This is a genomic window from Piscinibacter gummiphilus (assembly GCF_032681285.1).
In the GTDB taxonomy this organism is placed as follows: domain Bacteria; phylum Pseudomonadota; class Gammaproteobacteria; order Burkholderiales; family Burkholderiaceae_C; genus Rhizobacter; species Rhizobacter gummiphilus_A.
The window spans coordinates 115,890-132,498 of the sequence record NZ_CP136336.1; the positions used below are offsets into that span (position 1 = coordinate 115,890).

Annotated in this window: 17 protein-coding genes; 8 read left to right on the forward strand and 9 right to left on the reverse strand. The window is 68.4% G+C overall.

Annotation, left to right across the window (positions count from 1 at the left end; translation table 11 throughout):
- Entirely contained in the window at positions 1–1,122 is a 1,122-nt protein-coding gene (locus tag RXV79_RS00515; protein ID WP_316701325.1) for a glycoside hydrolase family 5 protein, read from the reverse strand.
- Positions 1,123–1,289: 167 nt separating this feature from the next.
- On the reverse strand, positions 1,290–1,682 hold the full coding sequence (locus tag RXV79_RS00520) for a hypothetical protein (RefSeq protein WP_316701326.1): 393 nt from the start codon (positions 1,680–1,682) through the stop codon (positions 1,290–1,292).
- Between the two features lie 231 nt (positions 1,683–1,913).
- Between RXV79_RS00520 and RXV79_RS00525 the strand changes: the two genes are divergently transcribed.
- Complete coding sequence (locus RXV79_RS00525) at positions 1,914–2,543, forward strand: TetR/AcrR family transcriptional regulator (RefSeq protein ID WP_296724588.1); 630 nt, start codon at positions 1,914–1,916, stop codon at positions 2,541–2,543.
- A gap of 16 nt (positions 2,544–2,559) precedes the next feature.
- On the opposite strand, the gene RXV79_RS00530 is transcribed toward RXV79_RS00525, so the two are convergent.
- Positions 2,560–3,390, reverse strand: coding sequence for a hypothetical protein (locus tag RXV79_RS00530; RefSeq protein ID WP_316701327.1), 831 nt, complete (start codon positions 3,388–3,390; stop codon positions 2,560–2,562).
- Positions 3,391–3,459: 69 nt separating this feature from the next.
- Entirely contained in the window at positions 3,460–5,337 is a 1,878-nt protein-coding gene (gene recQ / locus RXV79_RS00535; protein ID WP_316701328.1) for a DNA helicase RecQ, read from the reverse strand.
- Between the two features lie 119 nt (positions 5,338–5,456).
- On the opposite strand from recQ, the gene RXV79_RS00540 reads away from it, so the two are divergent.
- The 6 genes from RXV79_RS00540 (at position 5,457) to RXV79_RS00565 (ending at position 11,198) form a co-directional block, all read left to right on the forward strand.
- On the forward strand, positions 5,457–7,637 hold the full coding sequence (locus RXV79_RS00540; RefSeq protein ID WP_316701329.1) for a prolyl oligopeptidase family serine peptidase: 2,181 nt from the start codon (positions 5,457–5,459) through the stop codon (positions 7,635–7,637).
- Positions 7,638–7,723: 86 nt separating this feature from the next.
- Positions 7,724–8,221, forward strand: a complete 498-nt coding sequence (gene ssb, locus RXV79_RS00545; RefSeq protein WP_316701330.1) for a single-stranded DNA-binding protein — start codon at positions 7,724–7,726, stop codon at positions 8,219–8,221.
- A gap of 83 nt (positions 8,222–8,304) precedes the next feature.
- Positions 8,305–9,642 (forward strand): chromate efflux transporter, encoded by a 1,338-nt coding sequence (gene chrA / locus RXV79_RS00550; RefSeq protein WP_316701331.1) that lies wholly within the window; start codon positions 8,305–8,307, stop codon positions 9,640–9,642.
- Between the two features lie 149 nt (positions 9,643–9,791).
- Entirely contained in the window at positions 9,792–10,391 is a 600-nt protein-coding gene (locus RXV79_RS00555) for an ATP-dependent Clp protease proteolytic subunit (protein WP_316701332.1), read from the forward strand.
- A 105-nt stretch (positions 10,392–10,496) separates the two neighbouring features.
- Positions 10,497–10,856 (forward strand): DUF1428 domain-containing protein, encoded by a 360-nt coding sequence (locus RXV79_RS00560; RefSeq protein WP_316701333.1) that lies wholly within the window; start codon positions 10,497–10,499, stop codon positions 10,854–10,856.
- Positions 10,857–10,976: 120 nt separating this feature from the next.
- On the forward strand, positions 10,977–11,198 hold the full coding sequence (locus RXV79_RS00565) for a hypothetical protein (RefSeq protein WP_316701335.1): 222 nt from the start codon (positions 10,977–10,979) through the stop codon (positions 11,196–11,198).
- A 43-nt stretch (positions 11,199–11,241) separates the two neighbouring features.
- On the opposite strand, the gene phnE (RXV79_RS00570) is transcribed toward RXV79_RS00565, so the two are convergent.
- Genes phnE (RXV79_RS00570) through mnmH form a run of 5 tightly spaced genes read right to left on the reverse strand, consistent with a single transcriptional unit; the run spans position 11,242 to position 15,545 of the window.
- The gene (phnE, locus tag RXV79_RS00570; protein WP_316701337.1) at positions 11,242–12,009 is read right to left on the reverse strand and encodes a phosphonate ABC transporter, permease protein PhnE; all 768 of its coding nucleotides are present in this window, start codon (positions 12,007–12,009) and stop codon (positions 11,242–11,244) included.
- Positions 12,006–12,833 (reverse strand): phosphonate ABC transporter, permease protein PhnE, encoded by an 828-nt coding sequence (phnE, locus tag RXV79_RS00575; RefSeq protein ID WP_316701339.1) that lies wholly within the window; start codon positions 12,831–12,833, stop codon positions 12,006–12,008. Before phnE (RXV79_RS00575) ends, phnE (RXV79_RS00570) begins: the two co-directional genes overlap by 4 nt.
- Entirely contained in the window at positions 12,824–13,633 is an 810-nt protein-coding gene (locus RXV79_RS00580; RefSeq protein ID WP_316701340.1) for a phosphonate ABC transporter ATP-binding protein, read from the reverse strand. The genes phnE (RXV79_RS00575) and RXV79_RS00580 overlap by 10 nt, the downstream gene beginning before the upstream one ends.
- Positions 13,634–14,491, reverse strand: coding sequence for a putative selenate ABC transporter substrate-binding protein (locus RXV79_RS00585; RefSeq protein WP_316701341.1), 858 nt, complete (start codon positions 14,489–14,491; stop codon positions 13,634–13,636).
- Between the two features lie 7 nt (positions 14,492–14,498).
- A complete protein-coding gene (gene mnmH / locus RXV79_RS00590; protein WP_316701342.1) occupies positions 14,499–15,545 on the reverse strand; it encodes a tRNA 2-selenouridine(34) synthase MnmH in 1,047 nt (348 codons plus the stop codon).
- 20 nt (positions 15,546–15,565) lie between these two features.
- On the opposite strand from mnmH, the gene selD reads away from it, so the two are divergent.
- Positions 15,566–16,606 carry a selenide, water dikinase SelD gene (gene selD, locus RXV79_RS00595; protein WP_316701343.1) on the forward strand — a complete coding sequence of 347 codons (1,041 nt, stop codon included), beginning with the start codon at positions 15,566–15,568 and terminating at the stop codon, positions 16,604–16,606.
- Positions 16,607–16,609: the final 3 nt, after the last annotated feature.

A 16,609-nucleotide genomic window follows, 5' to 3' on the forward strand; every position in this document is an offset into this window, starting at 1 on the left:
TCAGTTCAGGTACGGCTGCAGCACCTGCATCTGCGGCCGGTCGACACCGTTGACCGGCTGCAGGCTGAACGGGTCGTGGCTGGCCCAGGCACCGGCCAGCCAGTAGCTCCAGCCCACCCACACGTCGCTGTTGGTCTGCATGAACGCCAGCATGCCGTTGAGCGCCTGCTTGCAGGTGTCGGTGTTCGCCGCGGCGAACTCGCCCAGCAACCCGCGCTTGCCATTGGCGCGCAGCCAGTCGGTGAAGACCTGCAGGCGCTGCGCGCCGATGGTGGCGCTGACGCAGCCGGTGGTGGTGCCCGAGCTGTCGGTGTCGAGGTACTGGTGCACTTCGAACACCAGGTTGTTGCGGCTGTCGGCGATCTGCAGCATGGCTTGCGCGTTGGGCGTGCCGTAGAAGTTGGCCGTCCAGCTGTAGGCGCCCGACCAGGCGTTGCCCGGCACGGCGATGGTGTTGGTGGCGCCCGCGAGGCGGATGCGGCGAATGGCTTCGTTGGCCGCGCCGACCCAGTTCTCGGTCGTCATGCCGTAGGGCTCGTTCATCAAACCGAAGAGCACCTTGGGATTGGACTTGAACGTGGCCGCGAGGCGGTACCAGAGGTCGCCGAAGGCGGTGTGCGGCACGCCCGGGCTGCCGATGACCTGCTGGCGGTAGCGGCCGTAGTTGTGCGGGTCGATCAGCACCGTGATGCCCTTGGCAGTGGTGCTGTTCACGAAGCCGACGAGCCGCTGCAGCTCGGTCTGGTCCAGCGCACCGTAGAGCGTGGGCTGCACCCGTTCCCACAGGAATGGGAGCCGAATGAGGTTCATGCCCTTGGACTGGAAGTAGTCGACCGAGGTCTGGTTCGGATAGAAGTATTCGAAGCCGTAGCGGCCCGGCAGCAAGGTGCTGTTGTATTCGGCGCCGGAGAGGTTGACGCCTCGCCAGCGCAGGCCGGGGGTGGTGAGCTCCGCGCTTTCCGTGACGGCAGAAGCTGAAGCGGTAGGTGACGCTGCGGTGTTGTCGCTCGCGGTGGGCTCGCCCCCACCGCCGCCACCACAGGCACTGATCAAGGATGTGAAGGCGCAAAGCGCCAGGATGGAAACAAGGCTGGCGCGCATGTCGTGTACTGCTTTGGACATGAGGAAATTGTCGGAACGCGAGACCGGGACTTCAGTGAGGTCTCGTAAAGCTTTGTGCGTGATGCAGTTCTCGCCGCGGGTGGTGCGCCCCGCATTTGCGCGGGCTCGTCACGCGGTCGCTGTTGCGCGCGGTGACACCTTCAGGCGGCCGGCACGAAGGCTGCCGCTCAGAACTCGACCATCAGGTGCAGCACGTGCGACCCGATCTTCTTTTCCACGCGAGGGATGTAGGCGATGCGCGGCGTGACGCCGTACCAGGTGCCGAGTGACACCGACGGCACCAGCAACGGCTGCACCTTGTGGAAGTAGCCGCTCACGCCTGCGGTCGTGATGTCGAGGATGCCGTACTTCCACGTGTAGCCGACGTAGATGCTGTCGCGGCGGAGCGAGTTGCGGTAGAAGCCGGCAGTCCAACCGTCGGGGTGGCGGTAGTACAGGCCGGGGTTGGTGTTGTTGTAGGTCTTCTCCGGTGCGTGGTAGCTCGCCAGGTGCAGGCCGAAGGTGTGGGTCTGCGTCTGCGCGTGGGCACATGGCACCGCAGCCAGGGCAACTGCAAGCAAGGCAAGGCGGGCGGGGCAGAACATGGAGGGTCTCGCGGTGTAGCTGTGTCTCCTTGTTTTCGAACCCGCGCGTCTTCGGCTGTAGCGCCTGTTGCAACGCACACCCTTTAGAGGGGCATAAATCACGGCACTAGTTGGCGCGTTCCTACTCAGTTACGAGGGTGTCAAAAGAGACCCGATCCGTATACTTCCGCACACTTCTCAAGCAGTAGAAAGCGCCAGGTTTCAGGGATGGCTCGCAGACGCGACAAGAGTGAACAAACCCTCGCGGCGATCGTCGCGGCGGGCATGGACATCGCAGTCCACAAAGGCTTGCAGAGCGTGACGCTCAACGCGATCGCGCAGAAGCTCGACATCAGCAAGAGCGGCGTGTTTGTCCGCGTAGGCTCGCTGGAAGCGCTGCAGGTGCTGATCCTCGACGAGTACGAACGCATCTTCGCGCTCACCGTCTTCATGCCCACGCTGTCGGAGCCCGCGGGCCTGCCGCGGCTCAATGCGATCGTGCACCGCTGGGTGCACCACGGCAATGAGCTCACCGCGCTCATCGCTTCGCACTACGCCGTCAACACCTTCGACGACGACCCCGACGCGCACCCCGATGCGCTGCGCACGCGCCTGGTCAACGGCATGATGGCTTGGCGCCAGACGCTCGAGCGCACGGTGCAGCAGGCCATCGAGCGCGGCCACCTGCGCGCCGACTCCGACCCCGAGCAGATGGTGTTCGAGGTCTTCTCGCTGCTCTCGGGCTTTCTGTACGACGCGCACGTGAAGCGCGACCCGAAGTGCTTCGAGCGCGTGATGTCCGCCTACGGGCGGCTCTTGTCGACCTACCGGGCGTTCGACCAGAACACGAAAGGCTGAGCGCCCTTCGCCGGGGTCAGTCGGCCTCGATGACCAGGATCGGCACCAGCCAGATCAGATGGCGTGGCAGCGTGATGAGCCACAGCCCTCCGAGGCGCACACCGTTCGCGTTGAAGCTCACCACGCCCTGCGTGCCGATCGTGGCCGACCAGTCACCCAGCCAGCCGCTGTAGCCCATCGTGAGCGTGCCCTGGTGCGAGCTCCCGGTGACGACGCCGTTGGTCGTGGTCTGCGTGTGGATGAGATCCACCTGGGTGAGGCTCAGGCGCGTGATGCGATTGCCGTGCGTGCTCGTGATGCCGACCGAGGGTGACTGCCAACGGTCGGTCGTGACCTGCGTCGACCCGCTGGCCTGCACCGTGTGGCTCAGGGTCGAGCTACCGTCGAACTGCAGTGTGCGGTCCTGCTGGAGCACCGACAGGTGCGACTCGGTGCTGACCGACAGGTTGTCTCCGATGGCGCTGTTGACCGTCAGCGTGAGCGCGCCATTGACCACTGAGTTGTCGGTGGTGCTGCGGCAACTGCTGAACTGGATGGTGTAGGTCTCGCCGGTGTCCGGCGCGCCGTTGAACAGGTTGCCGCTGGGGCCGGCCGTGGCGATGAAGCTCACAGAGCCTCCGCCGGCACAGCTGCTGGAACCACTTGCGCCGTGGATGGCGAACACCAGGCGGGCGCTGGAAAGCACCGTGGCCTGGGCCCGCGCGCTTTCGTCGACCACCACGACGCCGCGGGTCGATTGCGCCGTCTCCTGGCTGGAGGACGAGGAAGCATCGTCACCACCGCCGCCGCACGCGGTGACCAGGGCGGCGAGCAGGGTGGCTGCGAGCGTGGGGCGTGTGAACGTCATGGCGAGGCTCCGGTTGGCCCAGTGGATGCAGTGTGCCGCGCTCGCCGCTCGGCCGCCAGCCGGGCTCTGTCAGGCCGTGTCGAGCACCCGCAGGATCTCGCGCCCATAGGCTTCGAGCTTCTTCTCGCCCACGCCGCTGATCAGCGACAGGTCGTCGAGCGACGAGGGCTGCGAGCGTGCCATCTCTGCGAGCGTCGCGTCGTGGAAGATCACGTAGGCCGGCAGGCCATGCTCCTTGGCCACCTCGGCGCGCCAGGCCTTGAGCGCGGCGAAACGCTCGGTGCCGTGCGCGTCGAGCGGCACGGGCGGCGGCTTGTCCTTCGCGGCGCGGGTGGACTTGACGCCCTTGCCGCGCTTGGGTGTGTCGCTTGGCTGGCGCAGCAGCAGCGTGACTTCGCCGCGCAGCACCGCGCGGGCGCTCGGCGTGAGTTCGAGCGTGTTGTATTCCCCTTCGGTGCGCAGGTGGCCGAGCGCGATCAGCTGGCGCAGCACGGCGCGCCATTGCGCCTCGCTCACGTCGGCGCCGATGCCAAAGGTGGAGAGCTCCTGGTGCCGGTACTGCTGCACCTTGTCGGTCGGCTTGCCACGCAGCACGTCCATCAGATGCACGGCGCCGAAGCGCTGGCCGCCCTGCTGGTGGAAGCGGTAGATGCACGAGAGCGCCTTGCGGGCGGCCTCGGTCGCGTCCCACGTGGCGGGCGGCAAAAGACAGTTGTCGCAATTGCCGCAGGGCGAGCTTTCTTCGCCGAAGTAGTTCAGCAGGCGCACGCGGCGGCAGTCGTGGGCTTCGGCGAGCGCCAGCAGCGCGTCGAGCTTGCCGAGCTGGTTGCGCTTGAACTCTTCGCCGGCCGGGCTGTCGTCGATCATGCGGCGCTGGTTCACCACGTCGGCGAGGCCGTAGGTCATCCACGCATCGGCCGGCAGCCCGTCGCGGCCGGCGCGGCCGGTCTCCTGGTAATAGCTCTCGATGTTCTTCGGCAGGTCGAGGTGGGCGACGAAGCGCACGTCGGGCTTGTCGATGCCCATGCCGAAGGCGATGGTCGCGACCATCACCACGCTTTCTTCGCGCAGGAACTTGTCTTGATGGCGGCGGCGCACGTCGGCATCGAGCCCGGCGTGGTAGGGCAAGGCGTGGATGCCTTCGGCCTTCAGCCAGTCGGCGGTCTCTTCGACCTTCTTGCGCGACTGGCAGTACACGACACCGGCGTCGCCTTCGTGCTCGTCCTGGATGAAGCGCAGGAGTTGGGCGCGTGCGTTGTCCTTCTCGACGATCTGGTAGCGGATGTTGGGCCGGTCGAAACTGCTGATGAAGACCTGCGCCTCGTGGAGCGCGAGGCGCTCGATGATGTCGGCGCGCGTGAGGTCGTCGGCCGTCGCGGTGAGGGCGATCCGCGGCACGCTCGGATAGCGCTCGTGCAGCAGGCTCAACTGCAGGTAGTCTTCGCGGAAGTCGTGGCCCCACTGGCTCACGCAGTGCGCCTCGTCGATCGCGAAGAGGCTCAGCAGGCCACGCTCGTGCAGCGAATCGAGCTGCGCCTGGAAGCGCGGCGTGGTCACGCGCTCGGGTGCGGCGTAGAGCAGCACGAGGCGGCCACTCATCATCTCGCGCTCGATCTTCTGCGTGTCTTCGAGCGTGAGCGTGGAATTGAGGAAGGCGGCGTGCACGCCGGCCTCTTCGAGCGCGCCGACCTGGTCGTGCATGAGCGCGATCAGCGGGCTCACCACCACGGTGACCCCGCGGCCGGCGCGGTGGCGTGCGATCGCCGGCACCTGGTAGCACAGGCTCTTGCCGCCGCCGGTGGGCATGAGCACCAGCGCGTCGCCGCCCTGGCCCACGTGTTCGATGATGGCCTGCTGCTGGCCGCGGAACGCGGGGTAGCCGAACACCTCTTGCAGGATGCGCAGAGGGGCGGTGGGCGAAGCGGTGGAGGAAGCGGTCGAAGACATGGCGGCAGGCGAGCCGGCATGGTACGCGAGGGGCTGGTGCGCGAGCTTCCCCCAAACGGCGTGTGGACCGGAAAGCTTGGGGGTGTGAGCGCACGAGTCTGCGTGCTAACTTCGTTCGCATGAAACACCTGCTGGCCTGTTCTGCCCTCGTCTTTGCCACCGTCGCGGCCCATGCACAGACCGCGCCGCCGCCGGCCGCGGTGCGCACGGTGAGCGACACCTTCTACGGCGTGCGGGTCGACGACCCCTACCGCTACTTCGAGAACAAGCACAACCCCGAGGTCGCGAAGTGGATGAAGGCGCAAAGCGACTATGCGTTTGCCACGCTCAGGCGCATCCCCGGCCGCGATGCCTTGCTGGAGGAGATCTCGCGCTACGACTCGGCGGCGTCGGAGCGGGTGGCGCAGATCACCCGCGTGCCGGGCGATCTGTATTTCATCGAGCGCCGTGGTGCCACCGAGAACCAGTACAAGCTCTCGTTGCGTCGCGGCGTGAAGGGCGCCGACCGGCTGCTGGTGGACCCGGAGGCCGTCGAGAAGAAGACCGGCCAGCCGCATGCCATCAACTGGTACATGCCGTCGCCCGACGGGGCGCGGCTCGCCTACGGCCTGTCGGCCCAGGGCTCCGAAGCGGCGGTGCTGCACCTGCTCGACACGCGCACGGGCAAGCCGCTCGGGCGGCCGATCACGCGCGCCGAGTTCGGCGGTGTCGACTGGTCTCCCGAGGGTTCGCATGTGGTGGTCAACCGCCTGCGTGCGCCACGCAAGGGCGCGAAGGCCACCGACAAGTACCAGCACAGCCAGGTGTGGCTGCTGCGCGCGGGCCGCCCCGTCGCCGAGGCGAAGCCCGTGTTCGGCACCGCGACGAAGGGCGTGGACATTGAGCCTGCCGAGATCCCCATCGTCAGCTTCACGCATGACGGCAAATGGGCGCTCGGCATGGTCATCAACGGCACGCAGCGCGAGCTGGGCCTCTTCGTCGCGCCCCAGGCCGGCGTGCTGGCCGGCAAGCCGGCATGGAAGCGGGTGCTCAGGCCCTCCGACGAGGTCACGGGCATCGCCTATTTCGACGACACGCTCTACCTCGTGTCCCACCAGGGTGCGCCACGCTCGAAGGTGCTGGCGATGCGCCTCGCCACGCCCGACCTGCAACAGGCCGAGCTCGTGATGCCGCCGTCGGAGCGCGTGGTGGTCAACGTGGTGGCCGCCGCCGATGCGCTCTACATCGAAGCGCGCGACGGCAACATCAAGCGCCTCTACAAACGCCCGCACGGCACGAGCGGCGCGCCGGTGGAAGTGAGGCTACCGCTCGAAGGCTCGTTCGGCCTCGTCAACGACGAAGGCGGTGGCAGCGCGGCCAACCCGCGCCTGCCGGGTCTCCTGATCGACCTGCAGAGCTGGAACGCTGCGCGCCAGGTCTACGAGGTGGCCGCCGACGGAAGCGTGCGCAACACCGGCCTGCAACCGGCCGGGCCCTTCGACCAGCCGGCCGGCATCGTGGCGACCGAGGTGAAGGTGAAGAGCCACGATGGGGCACTGGTGCCCCTGTCCATCATCCACCGCGCCGACGTGGCGCTGGACGGCCGCAACCCGACCATCCTCTACGGCTACGCGAGCTACGGCTCGACCGAAGAGCCCTTCTACAGCGTGAGCCGCCTGGCCTGGCTCGACGCGGGCGGCGTGTACGCGATCGCCAACCCGCGGGGCAGCAGCGTCTACGGCGAGGAGTGGTACCGAGCCGGCTTCCAGGCCAGCAAGCCCAACACCTGGAAGGACTTCATCGCCTGCGCCGAGTACCTCATCGCGCAGAAGTACACCTCCCCGCCCAGGCTCGGCATCCTGGGTGGCAGCGCGGGCGGCATCCTGGTGGGCATGGCGATGGTCGAGCGGCCCGACCTCTTCGCCGCGGTGATCCCGGCCGTGGGCGCGCTCGACATGGTGCGCATGGAAACCACCGCCAACGGCGTGCCCAACATCCCCGAGTTCGGGAGCGTCAAGACCGAAGCCGGCTTTAAGTCGCTGCTGGCCATGAGCACTTACGCTCACATCAAGCCCGGCACCGCCTACCCCGCCGTGCTGCTGACCCACGGTGTCAACGACCCGCGGGTGGACGTGTGGAACAGCACCAAGACCGCCGCCAGGCTCATGGCGGCCTCCACCAGCGGCAAGCCGGTGCTGCTGCGCCTGGAATACGACGCTGGGCACGGCATCGGCAGCACCAAGAAGCAGCAGCTGGAGGAGCGAGCGGACATGCTGGCGTTCTTCCTCTGGCAGATGGGGGTGGCCGGGTATCAACCCTAGGTGGGCACCTGTAGGAGGGCGAGACCCTGTCGGCGTCGCGCCCCATAATTCGCCTATCCCCGATCTACCCCTTCTTGGAGCGCCCCATGGCCTCGATCAACAAAGTCATCATCATCGGCAACCTGGGCAAGGACCCGGAAGTCCGCTACACGCCCAACGGCTCGGCGGTGTGCAACATCACCGTGGCCACCTCCCGTCAGTGGAAAGACAAGAACTCCGGCGAAAAGCAGGAAGAGACCGAATGGCACCGCATCGTGTTCTTCGACCGCATGGCCGAGATCGCGGGTGAGTACCTGAAGAAGGGCCGCCCCGTCTACGTGGAAGGCCGCCTGAAGACCCGCAAGTGGACCGACAAGGACGGCGTCGAGAAGTACACGACCGAAATCATGGCCGAGAACATGCAACTGCTGGGTGGCCGTGAAGGCGGCGGCGGTGGTGGTGGCGACGAAGGCGGCGGCGGTGGCTACAGCCGCGGCTCGCAAGGCGGTGGCGAGCGCAGCGCGCCGGCCTCGCGCCCGGCAGCCAAGCAGGCCCCGAAGTCGTCGACCGGCTTCGACGACATGGACGACGACATCCCGTTCTGATCGCATCCAACGTTTGTGACGCCCGACGCGCCGTGCTCCCGCACGGCGTTGTCGTTTCTGGCTCCAGGTGACATGACACCGCCATGACCACACCGTCTTCCACCCCCTCGCCCGTCACCCGCGCCGACGCCTTCCGCTTCTGGCTCAAGCTCGGTTTCATCAGCTTCGGCGGCCCCGCCGGGCAGATCGCGGTGATGCATGAAGAGCTGGTCGAGCGGCGCCGCTGGATTTCCGAAGGCCGCTTCTTGCACGCCCTCAACTACTGCATGCTGCTGCCCGGCCCCGAGGCGCAGCAGCTGGCCACCTACATCGGCTGGCTGATGCACCGCACCTGGGGTGGCCTCGTGGCGGGCGGCCTCTTCGTGCTGCCCTCGCTCTTCATCCTGATCGCGCTGTCATGGGTCTACATGGCCTTCGGCCATGTGCCGGTGATCGCGGGGCTCTTCTACGGCATCAAGCCGGCGGTGACGGCGCTGGTGGTGCACGCCGCCTGGCGCGTCGGCTCGCGCACGCTGAAGAACGGCTGGCTCTGGGGCATCGCCGTGGCCGCCTTCGTGGCGATCTTTGCGTTGCAGCTGCCTTTCCCGCTGATCGTGCTGGCGGCCGGACTGATCGGCTACGTGGGCGGGCGTGTGGTGCCCGCCAGGTTCAGCGCGGGCGGTGGCCACGGCAAGGCAGCGCCAAGCCACGGGCCGGCCCTCATCGGCGACGACACCCCCACGCCCGAACACGCCCGCTTCAGCTGGGCGCGCTTTCGGGCGGTGCTGGTGGTCTTTCTCGGCCTGTGGGCGCTGGCGCTCGGCGGCCTCACGGCAGCCTTCGGCTGGCAGGCCGTGCTCACGCAGATGGCCTGGTTCTTCACCAAGGCCGCGCTGCTCACGTTCGGCGGTGCCTATGCGGTGCTGCCCTACGTCTACCAGGGTGCGGTCGACCATCACCACTGGCTCACCGGCCCGCAAATGATCGACGGCCTCGCGCTCGGCGAGACCACGCCCGGCCCGCTGATCATGGTCGTGTCGTTCGTGGGCTTCGTCGGCGGCTGGACGAAGGCCCTCTTCGGCCCCGATGCGCTGGTGCTGGCCGGTGCGGCGGCGGCCACCGTCGTCACCTTCTTCACCTTCCTGCCCTCGTTCTTCTTCATCTTCCTCGGCGCGCCGTTCATCGAGACGACGCACGGCAAGCTGCAGTTCACCGCGCCGCTCACCGGCATCACGGCGGCGGTGGTGGGCGTGATCGTGAACCTGGCGGTGTTCTTCGCGTACCACGTGCTGTGGCCCAAGGGGCTCGGCGGCCCGTTCGAATGGGCCTCGGCCGCGATCGGGGTAGCGGCGGGCGTGGCGCTCTTCCGCTTCAAGCTCGGCGTGATTCCGGTGATCGCCGGCAGCGCGCTGGCGGGCCTCGCCCTCCAGATGCTGCGTTAGCCATCCTGCACAGCTTGCGCACCCCTTTCCCACCGGCGTTCCACTGTTTGCCCACAGGGTTTGCGGCAGTTGTCCACAGGCCTGGCGGCGCGAGTGCGCAGCTTGGGCAACAATTTGCCGATCCATCCCAAGACGCCCAGGAGGCCGACATGACCCAGATTCATTCCCACGAAGACGACAAGCCCGTCATCAACGTCGAAAAGACCGACCGCCTCGAAGACCAGCTCGCCTTCAAGTCGCGCTATGTGCTCGTCTTCGGCGCCATCGACGACAAGCTCGCGCATGCCACCTGCCGCCGCCTGCTGGCCCTGTCTGAAGAATCCGATGCGCCAATCACCATGCTGATCTCGTCGCCCGGCGGCCATGTGGAGTCGGGCGATGCCATCCACGACCTGATCCGTTTCGTGCGGGCGCCGGTCACGGTGGTGGGCACCGGCTGGGTGGCGAGTGCCGGCGCGCACATCTTCCTGGCCGCGCCGAAGGAGCGCCGCCTGTGCCTGCCCAACACGCGTTTCATGATCCACCAGCCGGCCGGTGGCGCGGGCGGCCAGGCGACCGACATCGCCATCCAGGCCAAGGAGATCCTGCGCACCCGCGAGCGCATCGCCCGCGTGATCTCCAAGCAGACCGGCAAGCCCTACGACACGGTGAAGACCGACATGGAGCGCGACTTCTGGCTGAGCGCCCAGGAGGCCATCGACTACGGCATCGTCTCGCGCATCGTCGAGACGCAAAACGACATCGCTTGACCGAGGTCAGGCCGGGGTGGCAAATAAAAACCCTGGCCTTCCACAAGCGTGCCGGGCACGCTAGGCTGCACGCGTCCGTCCCCTCCCGATGCAAGGAGCGACCCGATGCCGCACTACGTCGATGGCTTCCTCTTGGCCGTCCCGAAAGACAAGGTCGAGGCCTACCGCAAGCTCGCGCAGGACGCGTCGGTGGTCTGGAAGGAGCATGGCGCGGTCGCCTATTTCGAGGGCCTGGCCGACGACGTGCAGCCGGGCAAGCTCACCTCCTTTCCGCAGGCGGTGCAGCTGAAGGACGACGAGGTCGTCATCTTTTCCTGGATCGTCTACAACTCGCGCGAGCAGCGCGACGAGGTCAACGCGAAGGTGATGGCCGACCCGCGCATCGCCAATCTGGATCCGAAGACCATGCCCTTCGACGGCGAGCGAATGATCTACGGTGGCTTCAGCAGCCTCGTTGAAGCGTAACCAGCGGTTGCGCGTGTAGGACGGAACCTACAAGCGCGAAAGCCTTTGCCCGGTTGTGGCCTTGCCCGGCCGGTTTCGAGAATGGGTGTCCATCGACCCCGGCACACAGGAGCAAACGCCATGTCTCAAAGCGCACGCATCACCGGCCCCGTGGTCTACCGCGAAGGTGACGGCCCGAACATCACCATCCCCGAAGGTCCGATCGAATTCCAGGAATCGGAGTTCGACGTGACCCTCAGCTGGTCAGAGGGCAACACGCGCGGGGTGACGGCCATTCCGCTGAGCGAATTCCACCGCTACCTCGCGTCCCGCGCGATCCAGGTCGAGGGCCAGCCCGGCTGAGGCCTCTTCAGCGGCCCTTCACCGCGTACTTCACCGCGGTTCTTTACCGCATGAGGGCCCGCCGCGTGAGGAACGACAGCCCGTCCACCGCCAGCACCAGGGCCATCATGGCCAGCAGCACGGTACAGCTCTCGTGCATCTGGAAGAGGCTCAGGTGGTAGCCGAGCGTCTGGCCCAGCCCCCCTGCGCCCACCACGCCCAGCACGGCGGCGGCGCGGATGTTGTTCTCCCAGCGGTAGAGCGCATACGAGAGCAACTGCGGCAGCACCTGCGGCAGCGTGGCCCAGAGGAACACCTTCGGGCTTGAGACGCCGCGCACGCGCAGCGCCAGCGCCGGCTCGGGCGCGGCGTTTTCGATCGCCTCGGCGAAGAGCCGGCCCAGCACGCCGGTGGTGTGCAGCGCCAGCGCCAGCGTGCCCGGGAAGGGCCCCAGGCCCGCGGCCACGAGCAGCAGCGAGGCCCACACCAGCTCGGGCACCGAGCGCAGCACGTTGAGCAGAAGGCGCGCGGCGCTGCGGGCGACCACATGGCCGCGGGCACTCGCCGGCAGTGCGATCGCGAGCCCGGCCACGCCGGCGAGCAGGGTGCCAAGCAGCGACATCGCCAAGGTCTCGCCCGCGCCCTGCACGGTCTTGCGCAGGAAGTTGGCCGAGGTTTCCGGCGGGAAGAAGCTCGCACCGAACGCGCCCATCTTCTGCAGCGCATCCGGCGAAAGGAACTCGGCCCAGCGCAGATCCAGCGTCGCAAAGCTCGCGAGCACGAGCGCGGCGATGCCCAGCAGCACCAGGAGGGCGCGGCGACGGCTCGTCATGCGATCTCCCGTCGCAGCCACGCGCTGAGCCGGTCGCTCAACGCGACGAGCGCCACGAACACCAGCAGGATGGCGCCCACCTCGGCGCCGGCAAACATCTTGGTCGCGGTGTCGAGCTGCTGCCCGAGGCCACCCGCGCCCACGAAGCCCAGCACCACCGATGAGCGGATCGCACATTCCCAGCGGTAGAGCGTGTAGCTCGTGAGCTCGGGTGCGCACTGCGGCAGCGCGCCGAAGAAGAGGGCCTGCAGCCGCCCGCTGCCGTTGCGCAGCAGGGCCAGCGTGGGCGTGGCGTCGCTGCTGTCGAGGATCTCGGCGTAGACCTTGCCAAGCATGCCGCCGTAGGCGATGGCGATGGCCAGCACGCCCGCGGTGGGCCCCAGGCCGACCACGCGCACGAAGACGAGCGCCCACACGAGTTCCGGGATGGAGCGCAGCACCACCAGCAGCCAGCGTGCGGCCTGGCGCAGCGCCTGCGGGCCGCGGGCCATGGGCGTGCCGAGCGCGCTCGTCGAAAGCCGGGTGCTGGCCATGAGCGCGAGCGGCACGGCGATGAGCCAGGCCAGCGTGAGCCCGGCTGTCGCGATGGCCACCGTGCGCCAGGTCTCGCGCGCCAGCATCGCGAGGAACTCGGCGTCGTGCCGAGGCGGTGCGAAGTCGCGCACGAAGTGCCAGGTCGATGCGAGGCTGCGTGCATCGGCCAATGTCAGCGGGTTGAACTCGGTCCAGACCACGAGTGGCCACAGCAGCACCGCGCCCACGAGCAGGGCCGTCCAGCGGCGCAGCCAGGCAGGGTCGTGCGAGGGCGAGACGCTCAGCGGCACATCGCCTCGGGCAAGCCGGGGTTGTGCATCGGCGCGGGGTGCGAGCTGTCGCCAGCCTCGCGCCCGGCGTAGAGCGCCTGCAGCGCGTCGTCGCTCAGGCCGCTCGACGGGCCGTCGTACACGCACTCGCCATCACGCAGCGCCACGATGCGCGGAAAACGCTCACGCGCCACCGCCACCTGGTGCAGGCTGACCACCAGCGTGCGCTGCTCGCGCCGCGCGCGCTCGGTGAGCGTGGTGATGACCTGCTGCGCGCGCGTCGGGTCGAGGGCCGACAGCGGCTCGTCGATCAACCACAGCTCGGCCTGCGACACGAGCGCACGTGCCAGCCCGACGCGCTGTCGCTCGCCACCCGAGAGGCGGTCGACCCGCTCCCACAGCTTGTCGGCGAGGTCCAGCGTGGTCAGCGCCTCGTGGGCCAGCGAAGCATCGCGCGGGTGCCACAGCGTGCGCAGGCTCGTCCACAGGCTCATGGCCGGCAGGCGGCCGGCGAGCACCGAGGCCACCACGCGCTGGCGCGGCGGCAGCGGCGGCACCTGCGGCGCGAGAAAGAGCCGCGCGCGCAGCCGCTGGCGCTGCGCTGAACTCAGCTGCCAGGGCGATACCTCGAAGAGCTTCAGCTCGCCCAACAGCGGCTGCAGCGCACAGGCCAGTGCCATCAACAGCGTGGTCTTGCCGGCGCCCGAAGCACCGATCACCGCCACCTGCTCGCCCGGCGCGATGCGCAGGCTCACGCCCCTGAGCGCGGCACCGCGCGCGCCGGGGGCGGCCGCGACCGACAGGTGCTGCAGCTCGATCACTTACTTCAGCAGCCCGGCGTTTTCGGCCGCGGCGCGGATGCCGGCGTAGTTCTCGGCCTTGGTGGGCACGAAGCGCGTCGCACGTTGCAGCGCGAGGATCTCCTTGCCCTGCGGCGTGTTGGGGTCGAGCGTGAGGAAGGCCTGCCTGATCTTCTCGCGCAGCTCGGCCGGCATGTCGGCATGCACCGTCCAGTTGTAGTCGTAGTAGGGCGGCGTCGTGTAGAACACTCTCACCTGCGTGGTGTCGACCTTCTTGTCGGCGACGAACTTCTCCCACACCGAGATGTTGAGCGCGCCGGCGTCGACCTTGCCGCTGGCCACCGCGGCGATGGTCGCGTCGTGCGCGCCGGAGAAACTCACGCGCTTCAGGTCCACATCGGGGTTGATCTTCGAGGCCAGCAGGAAGCTGCGCGGCATCAGGTGCCCCGAGGTGCTGGAGGCCGAGCCGAAGCTCAGGGTCTTGCCCTTCAGGTCGTCGAGCTTGGCGATGCCGCTCTTCGCGTCGGTGATGAAGACCGAGCGGAAGCGCTCGTCTTCCTCGCGCTGCACCAGCGGCACCGTCTTGCCGCCCGAGCGCACGTGGGCCTGCACGAAGGTGAAGCCGCCGAACCAGGCGAGGTCGATCTTGCGGTGCACCAGCGTCTCGACCGCCGCGGCGTAGTCGGTGACCGGCGTCCACTCGACCTTCATGCCGAGCTTCGATTCGAGGTAGGCCCCGAGCGGCGCGAACTTGCGCGCGAGTTCGGTGGGCGACTCGTCGGGGATGGCCGTGACGCGCAGCACCGGCGTCTGGGCGAGGGCCCAGGGGCTGGCGGCGAGCGCGGCGAGGCTGAGCAGGTGTCGGCGGAAGGTGTTCATGAGGTGGTCAGGGAAGTGAAGCGATCTGTCGGGCCAGCGCGGCGATGCCGTCGGGTGTGAGGTCGTCGGTCTCGACGCGCCGTGCCTGCGTGAGCCGCTGCAGGTGGCGGCCCTGCGAGCGGGCGTACTGCGGGTCGTAGTGCTCGGCCATCAGCGCGGCGAACAGCGGTGGCAGCTCGCGGGCCAGCGCCCAAGCCTGCCATTGTGCGAGGGTCTCGTTGGGCAGCAGGCCCTTCAGTGCGCCGAGCTTGTCGGCCAGGGCCTGCGGCTCATCGCCGAGCCAGGCGTAGTCGCGCAGCAGATAGGCCAGGCGCGCCGCGGCCGTGGCGGCAATCTCGACGACGGGGCTCTCACGCAGGCGCAGCAGCAGTGCGTCGGGTACGGTGATGCGGCCGATGCGGCGGCTCTCGGCTTCGACCCACACGCGGCGCGTGGGGTCGAGCAGTTCCAGCGCGCTCATGAGTTGCGTCTCGAAGCCCTTCTGCGACGGCTGCTCGCGCCCCGGCACGGCGCCCAGCACCGAGCCGCGGTGCGCGGCCAGCGCTTCGAGGTCGAGCACCTGCTCGCCCTGCTCGCGCAAGGCTTGCAGCACGCGGGTCTTGGCGCTGCCCGTTGGGCCGCACAGCACGTGCAACTGCAAGCGGGGGCACAGCATCGACAGCCGCTGCATGACGTGGTGGCGGAAAGCCTTGTAGCCACCCTTCAGCTGCTGCGCGTCCCAGCCCACCAGGCGCAGCCAGGTGACGAAGCTGCCGCTTCTCATGCCGCCGCGCCAGCAGTAGACGAGCGGGCGCCAGTCGCGCGGCTTGTCGGCGAAGCGTTCGTCGAGGTGGCGGGCGATGTTGCGCGCGACCATGGCGCCGCCGATCTTGCGGGCCTCGAAGGCCGAGACCTGCACGTAGGTCGTGCCGGTGATGCGGCGCTCCTCGTCGTCGAGCACCGGGCAGTTGATGGCGCCGGGGATGTGGTCGAGCGCGTACTCCGCGGGCGAGCGGGCGTCGATGATGACGCTGAACTCGGCAAGATCGTCGACCGTGTACAGCCGGTGGCTCACTTTTGTTTCACACTCACGAGATGGACCCGATCAAACTCACTTCGTTTTCCCATGGCGGCGGCTGCGGCTGCAAGATCGCGCCGGGCGTGCTCGCCGACATCCTTTCGCGCGCGCCGCAGGGGTTGATCCCGCCGGAGCTGATGGTGGGCACCGAGACCGCCGACGATGCCGCGGTGTACCGCCTCAACGACCAGCAGGCGCTCGTGGCCACCACCGATTTCTTCACGCCGATTGTCGACGACCCGCGCGACTTCGGCCGCATCGCCGCCACCAATGCGATTTCCGACATCTACGCAATGGGCGGCACGCCGATCATGGCCCTCGCGCTCGTGGGCATGCCGCTCGACAAGCTGCCGCTCGAGGTGATCGGCGCCATCCTCGAAGGCGGCGCCAGCGTGTGCCGCGAGGCCGGCATCCCGATCGCCGGCGGCCACTCGATCGACGTGCTGGAGCCGATCTACGGCCTGGTGGCGCTCGGCCTCGTGCACCCGCAGCGCGTGCGCCGCAATGCCGATGCGCAGGCCGGTGACGTGCTGGTGCTCGGCAAGCCGCTGGGCGTCGGCATCCTCTCGGCCGCGCTGAAGAAAGGCCGGCTCGATGCGAAGGGCTATGCCGAGATGCTGCGCCACACCACGCAGCTCAACCGCGTGGGCAGCGTGCTGGCCGAGATCGATGGCGTGCATGCGATGACCGACGTCACGGGCTTCGGCCTCTTGGGCCATCTGCTGGAGGTGTGCCGCGGCTCCAAGCTGGCGGCCGAGGTCGAGATGGCGAAGGTGCCCCTCATCGGCACGGCCACCGCGTTTGCGCGCGAAGGCGTGGCCACCGGCGCGTCGGCGCGCAACTGGGCCGGCTATGGCCCGGCGGTCTCGCTCGATGGTGCGCTCGCGCCGTGGCAGCAGGCGCTGCTCACCGACCCGCAGACGAGCGGCGGCCTGCTGGTCTCGTGCGCAGCCGATGCGGCTGGCGCGGTGCTCGCGCGCTTCGAGGCCGCTGGCTTCGACGACGCGGCGGTGATCGGCCGGCTGCTGCCCGGCGAGCCGCACATCCGCGTCGCCTGAGGG

What these genes read in the sequence shown, in the direction of transcription:
- RXV79_RS00515 (WP_316701325.1), bottom strand. Translation starts at nt 1,122, where the DNA reads ATGTCCAAAGCAGTACACGACATGCGCGCCAGCCTTGTTTCCATCCTG.
- RXV79_RS00525 (WP_296724588.1), top strand. Translation starts at nt 1,914, where the DNA reads ATGGCTCGCAGACGCGACAAGAGTGAACAAACCCTCGCGGCGATCGTC.
- RXV79_RS00530 (WP_316701327.1), bottom strand. Translation starts at nt 3,390, where the DNA reads ATGACGTTCACACGCCCCACGCTCGCAGCCACCCTGCTCGCCGCCCTG.
- recQ (WP_316701328.1), bottom strand. Translation starts at nt 5,337, where the DNA reads ATGTCTTCGACCGCTTCCTCCACCGCTTCGCCCACCGCCCCTCTGCGC.
- RXV79_RS00540 (WP_316701329.1), top strand. Translation starts at nt 5,457, where the DNA reads ATGAAACACCTGCTGGCCTGTTCTGCCCTCGTCTTTGCCACCGTCGCG.
- ssb (WP_316701330.1), top strand. Translation starts at nt 7,724, where the DNA reads ATGGCCTCGATCAACAAAGTCATCATCATCGGCAACCTGGGCAAGGAC.
- chrA (WP_316701331.1), top strand. Translation starts at nt 8,305, where the DNA reads ATGACCACACCGTCTTCCACCCCCTCGCCCGTCACCCGCGCCGACGCC.
- RXV79_RS00555 (WP_316701332.1), top strand. Translation starts at nt 9,792, where the DNA reads ATGACCCAGATTCATTCCCACGAAGACGACAAGCCCGTCATCAACGTC.
- RXV79_RS00560 (WP_316701333.1), top strand. Translation starts at nt 10,497, where the DNA reads ATGCCGCACTACGTCGATGGCTTCCTCTTGGCCGTCCCGAAAGACAAG.
- RXV79_RS00565 (WP_316701335.1), top strand. Translation starts at nt 10,977, where the DNA reads ATGTCTCAAAGCGCACGCATCACCGGCCCCGTGGTCTACCGCGAAGGT.
- phnE (WP_316701337.1), bottom strand. Translation starts at nt 12,009, where the DNA reads ATGACGAGCCGTCGCCGCGCCCTCCTGGTGCTGCTGGGCATCGCCGCG.
- RXV79_RS00585 (WP_316701341.1), bottom strand. Translation starts at nt 14,491, where the DNA reads ATGAACACCTTCCGCCGACACCTGCTCAGCCTCGCCGCGCTCGCCGCC.
- selD (WP_316701343.1), top strand. Translation starts at nt 15,566, where the DNA reads ATGGACCCGATCAAACTCACTTCGTTTTCCCATGGCGGCGGCTGCGGC.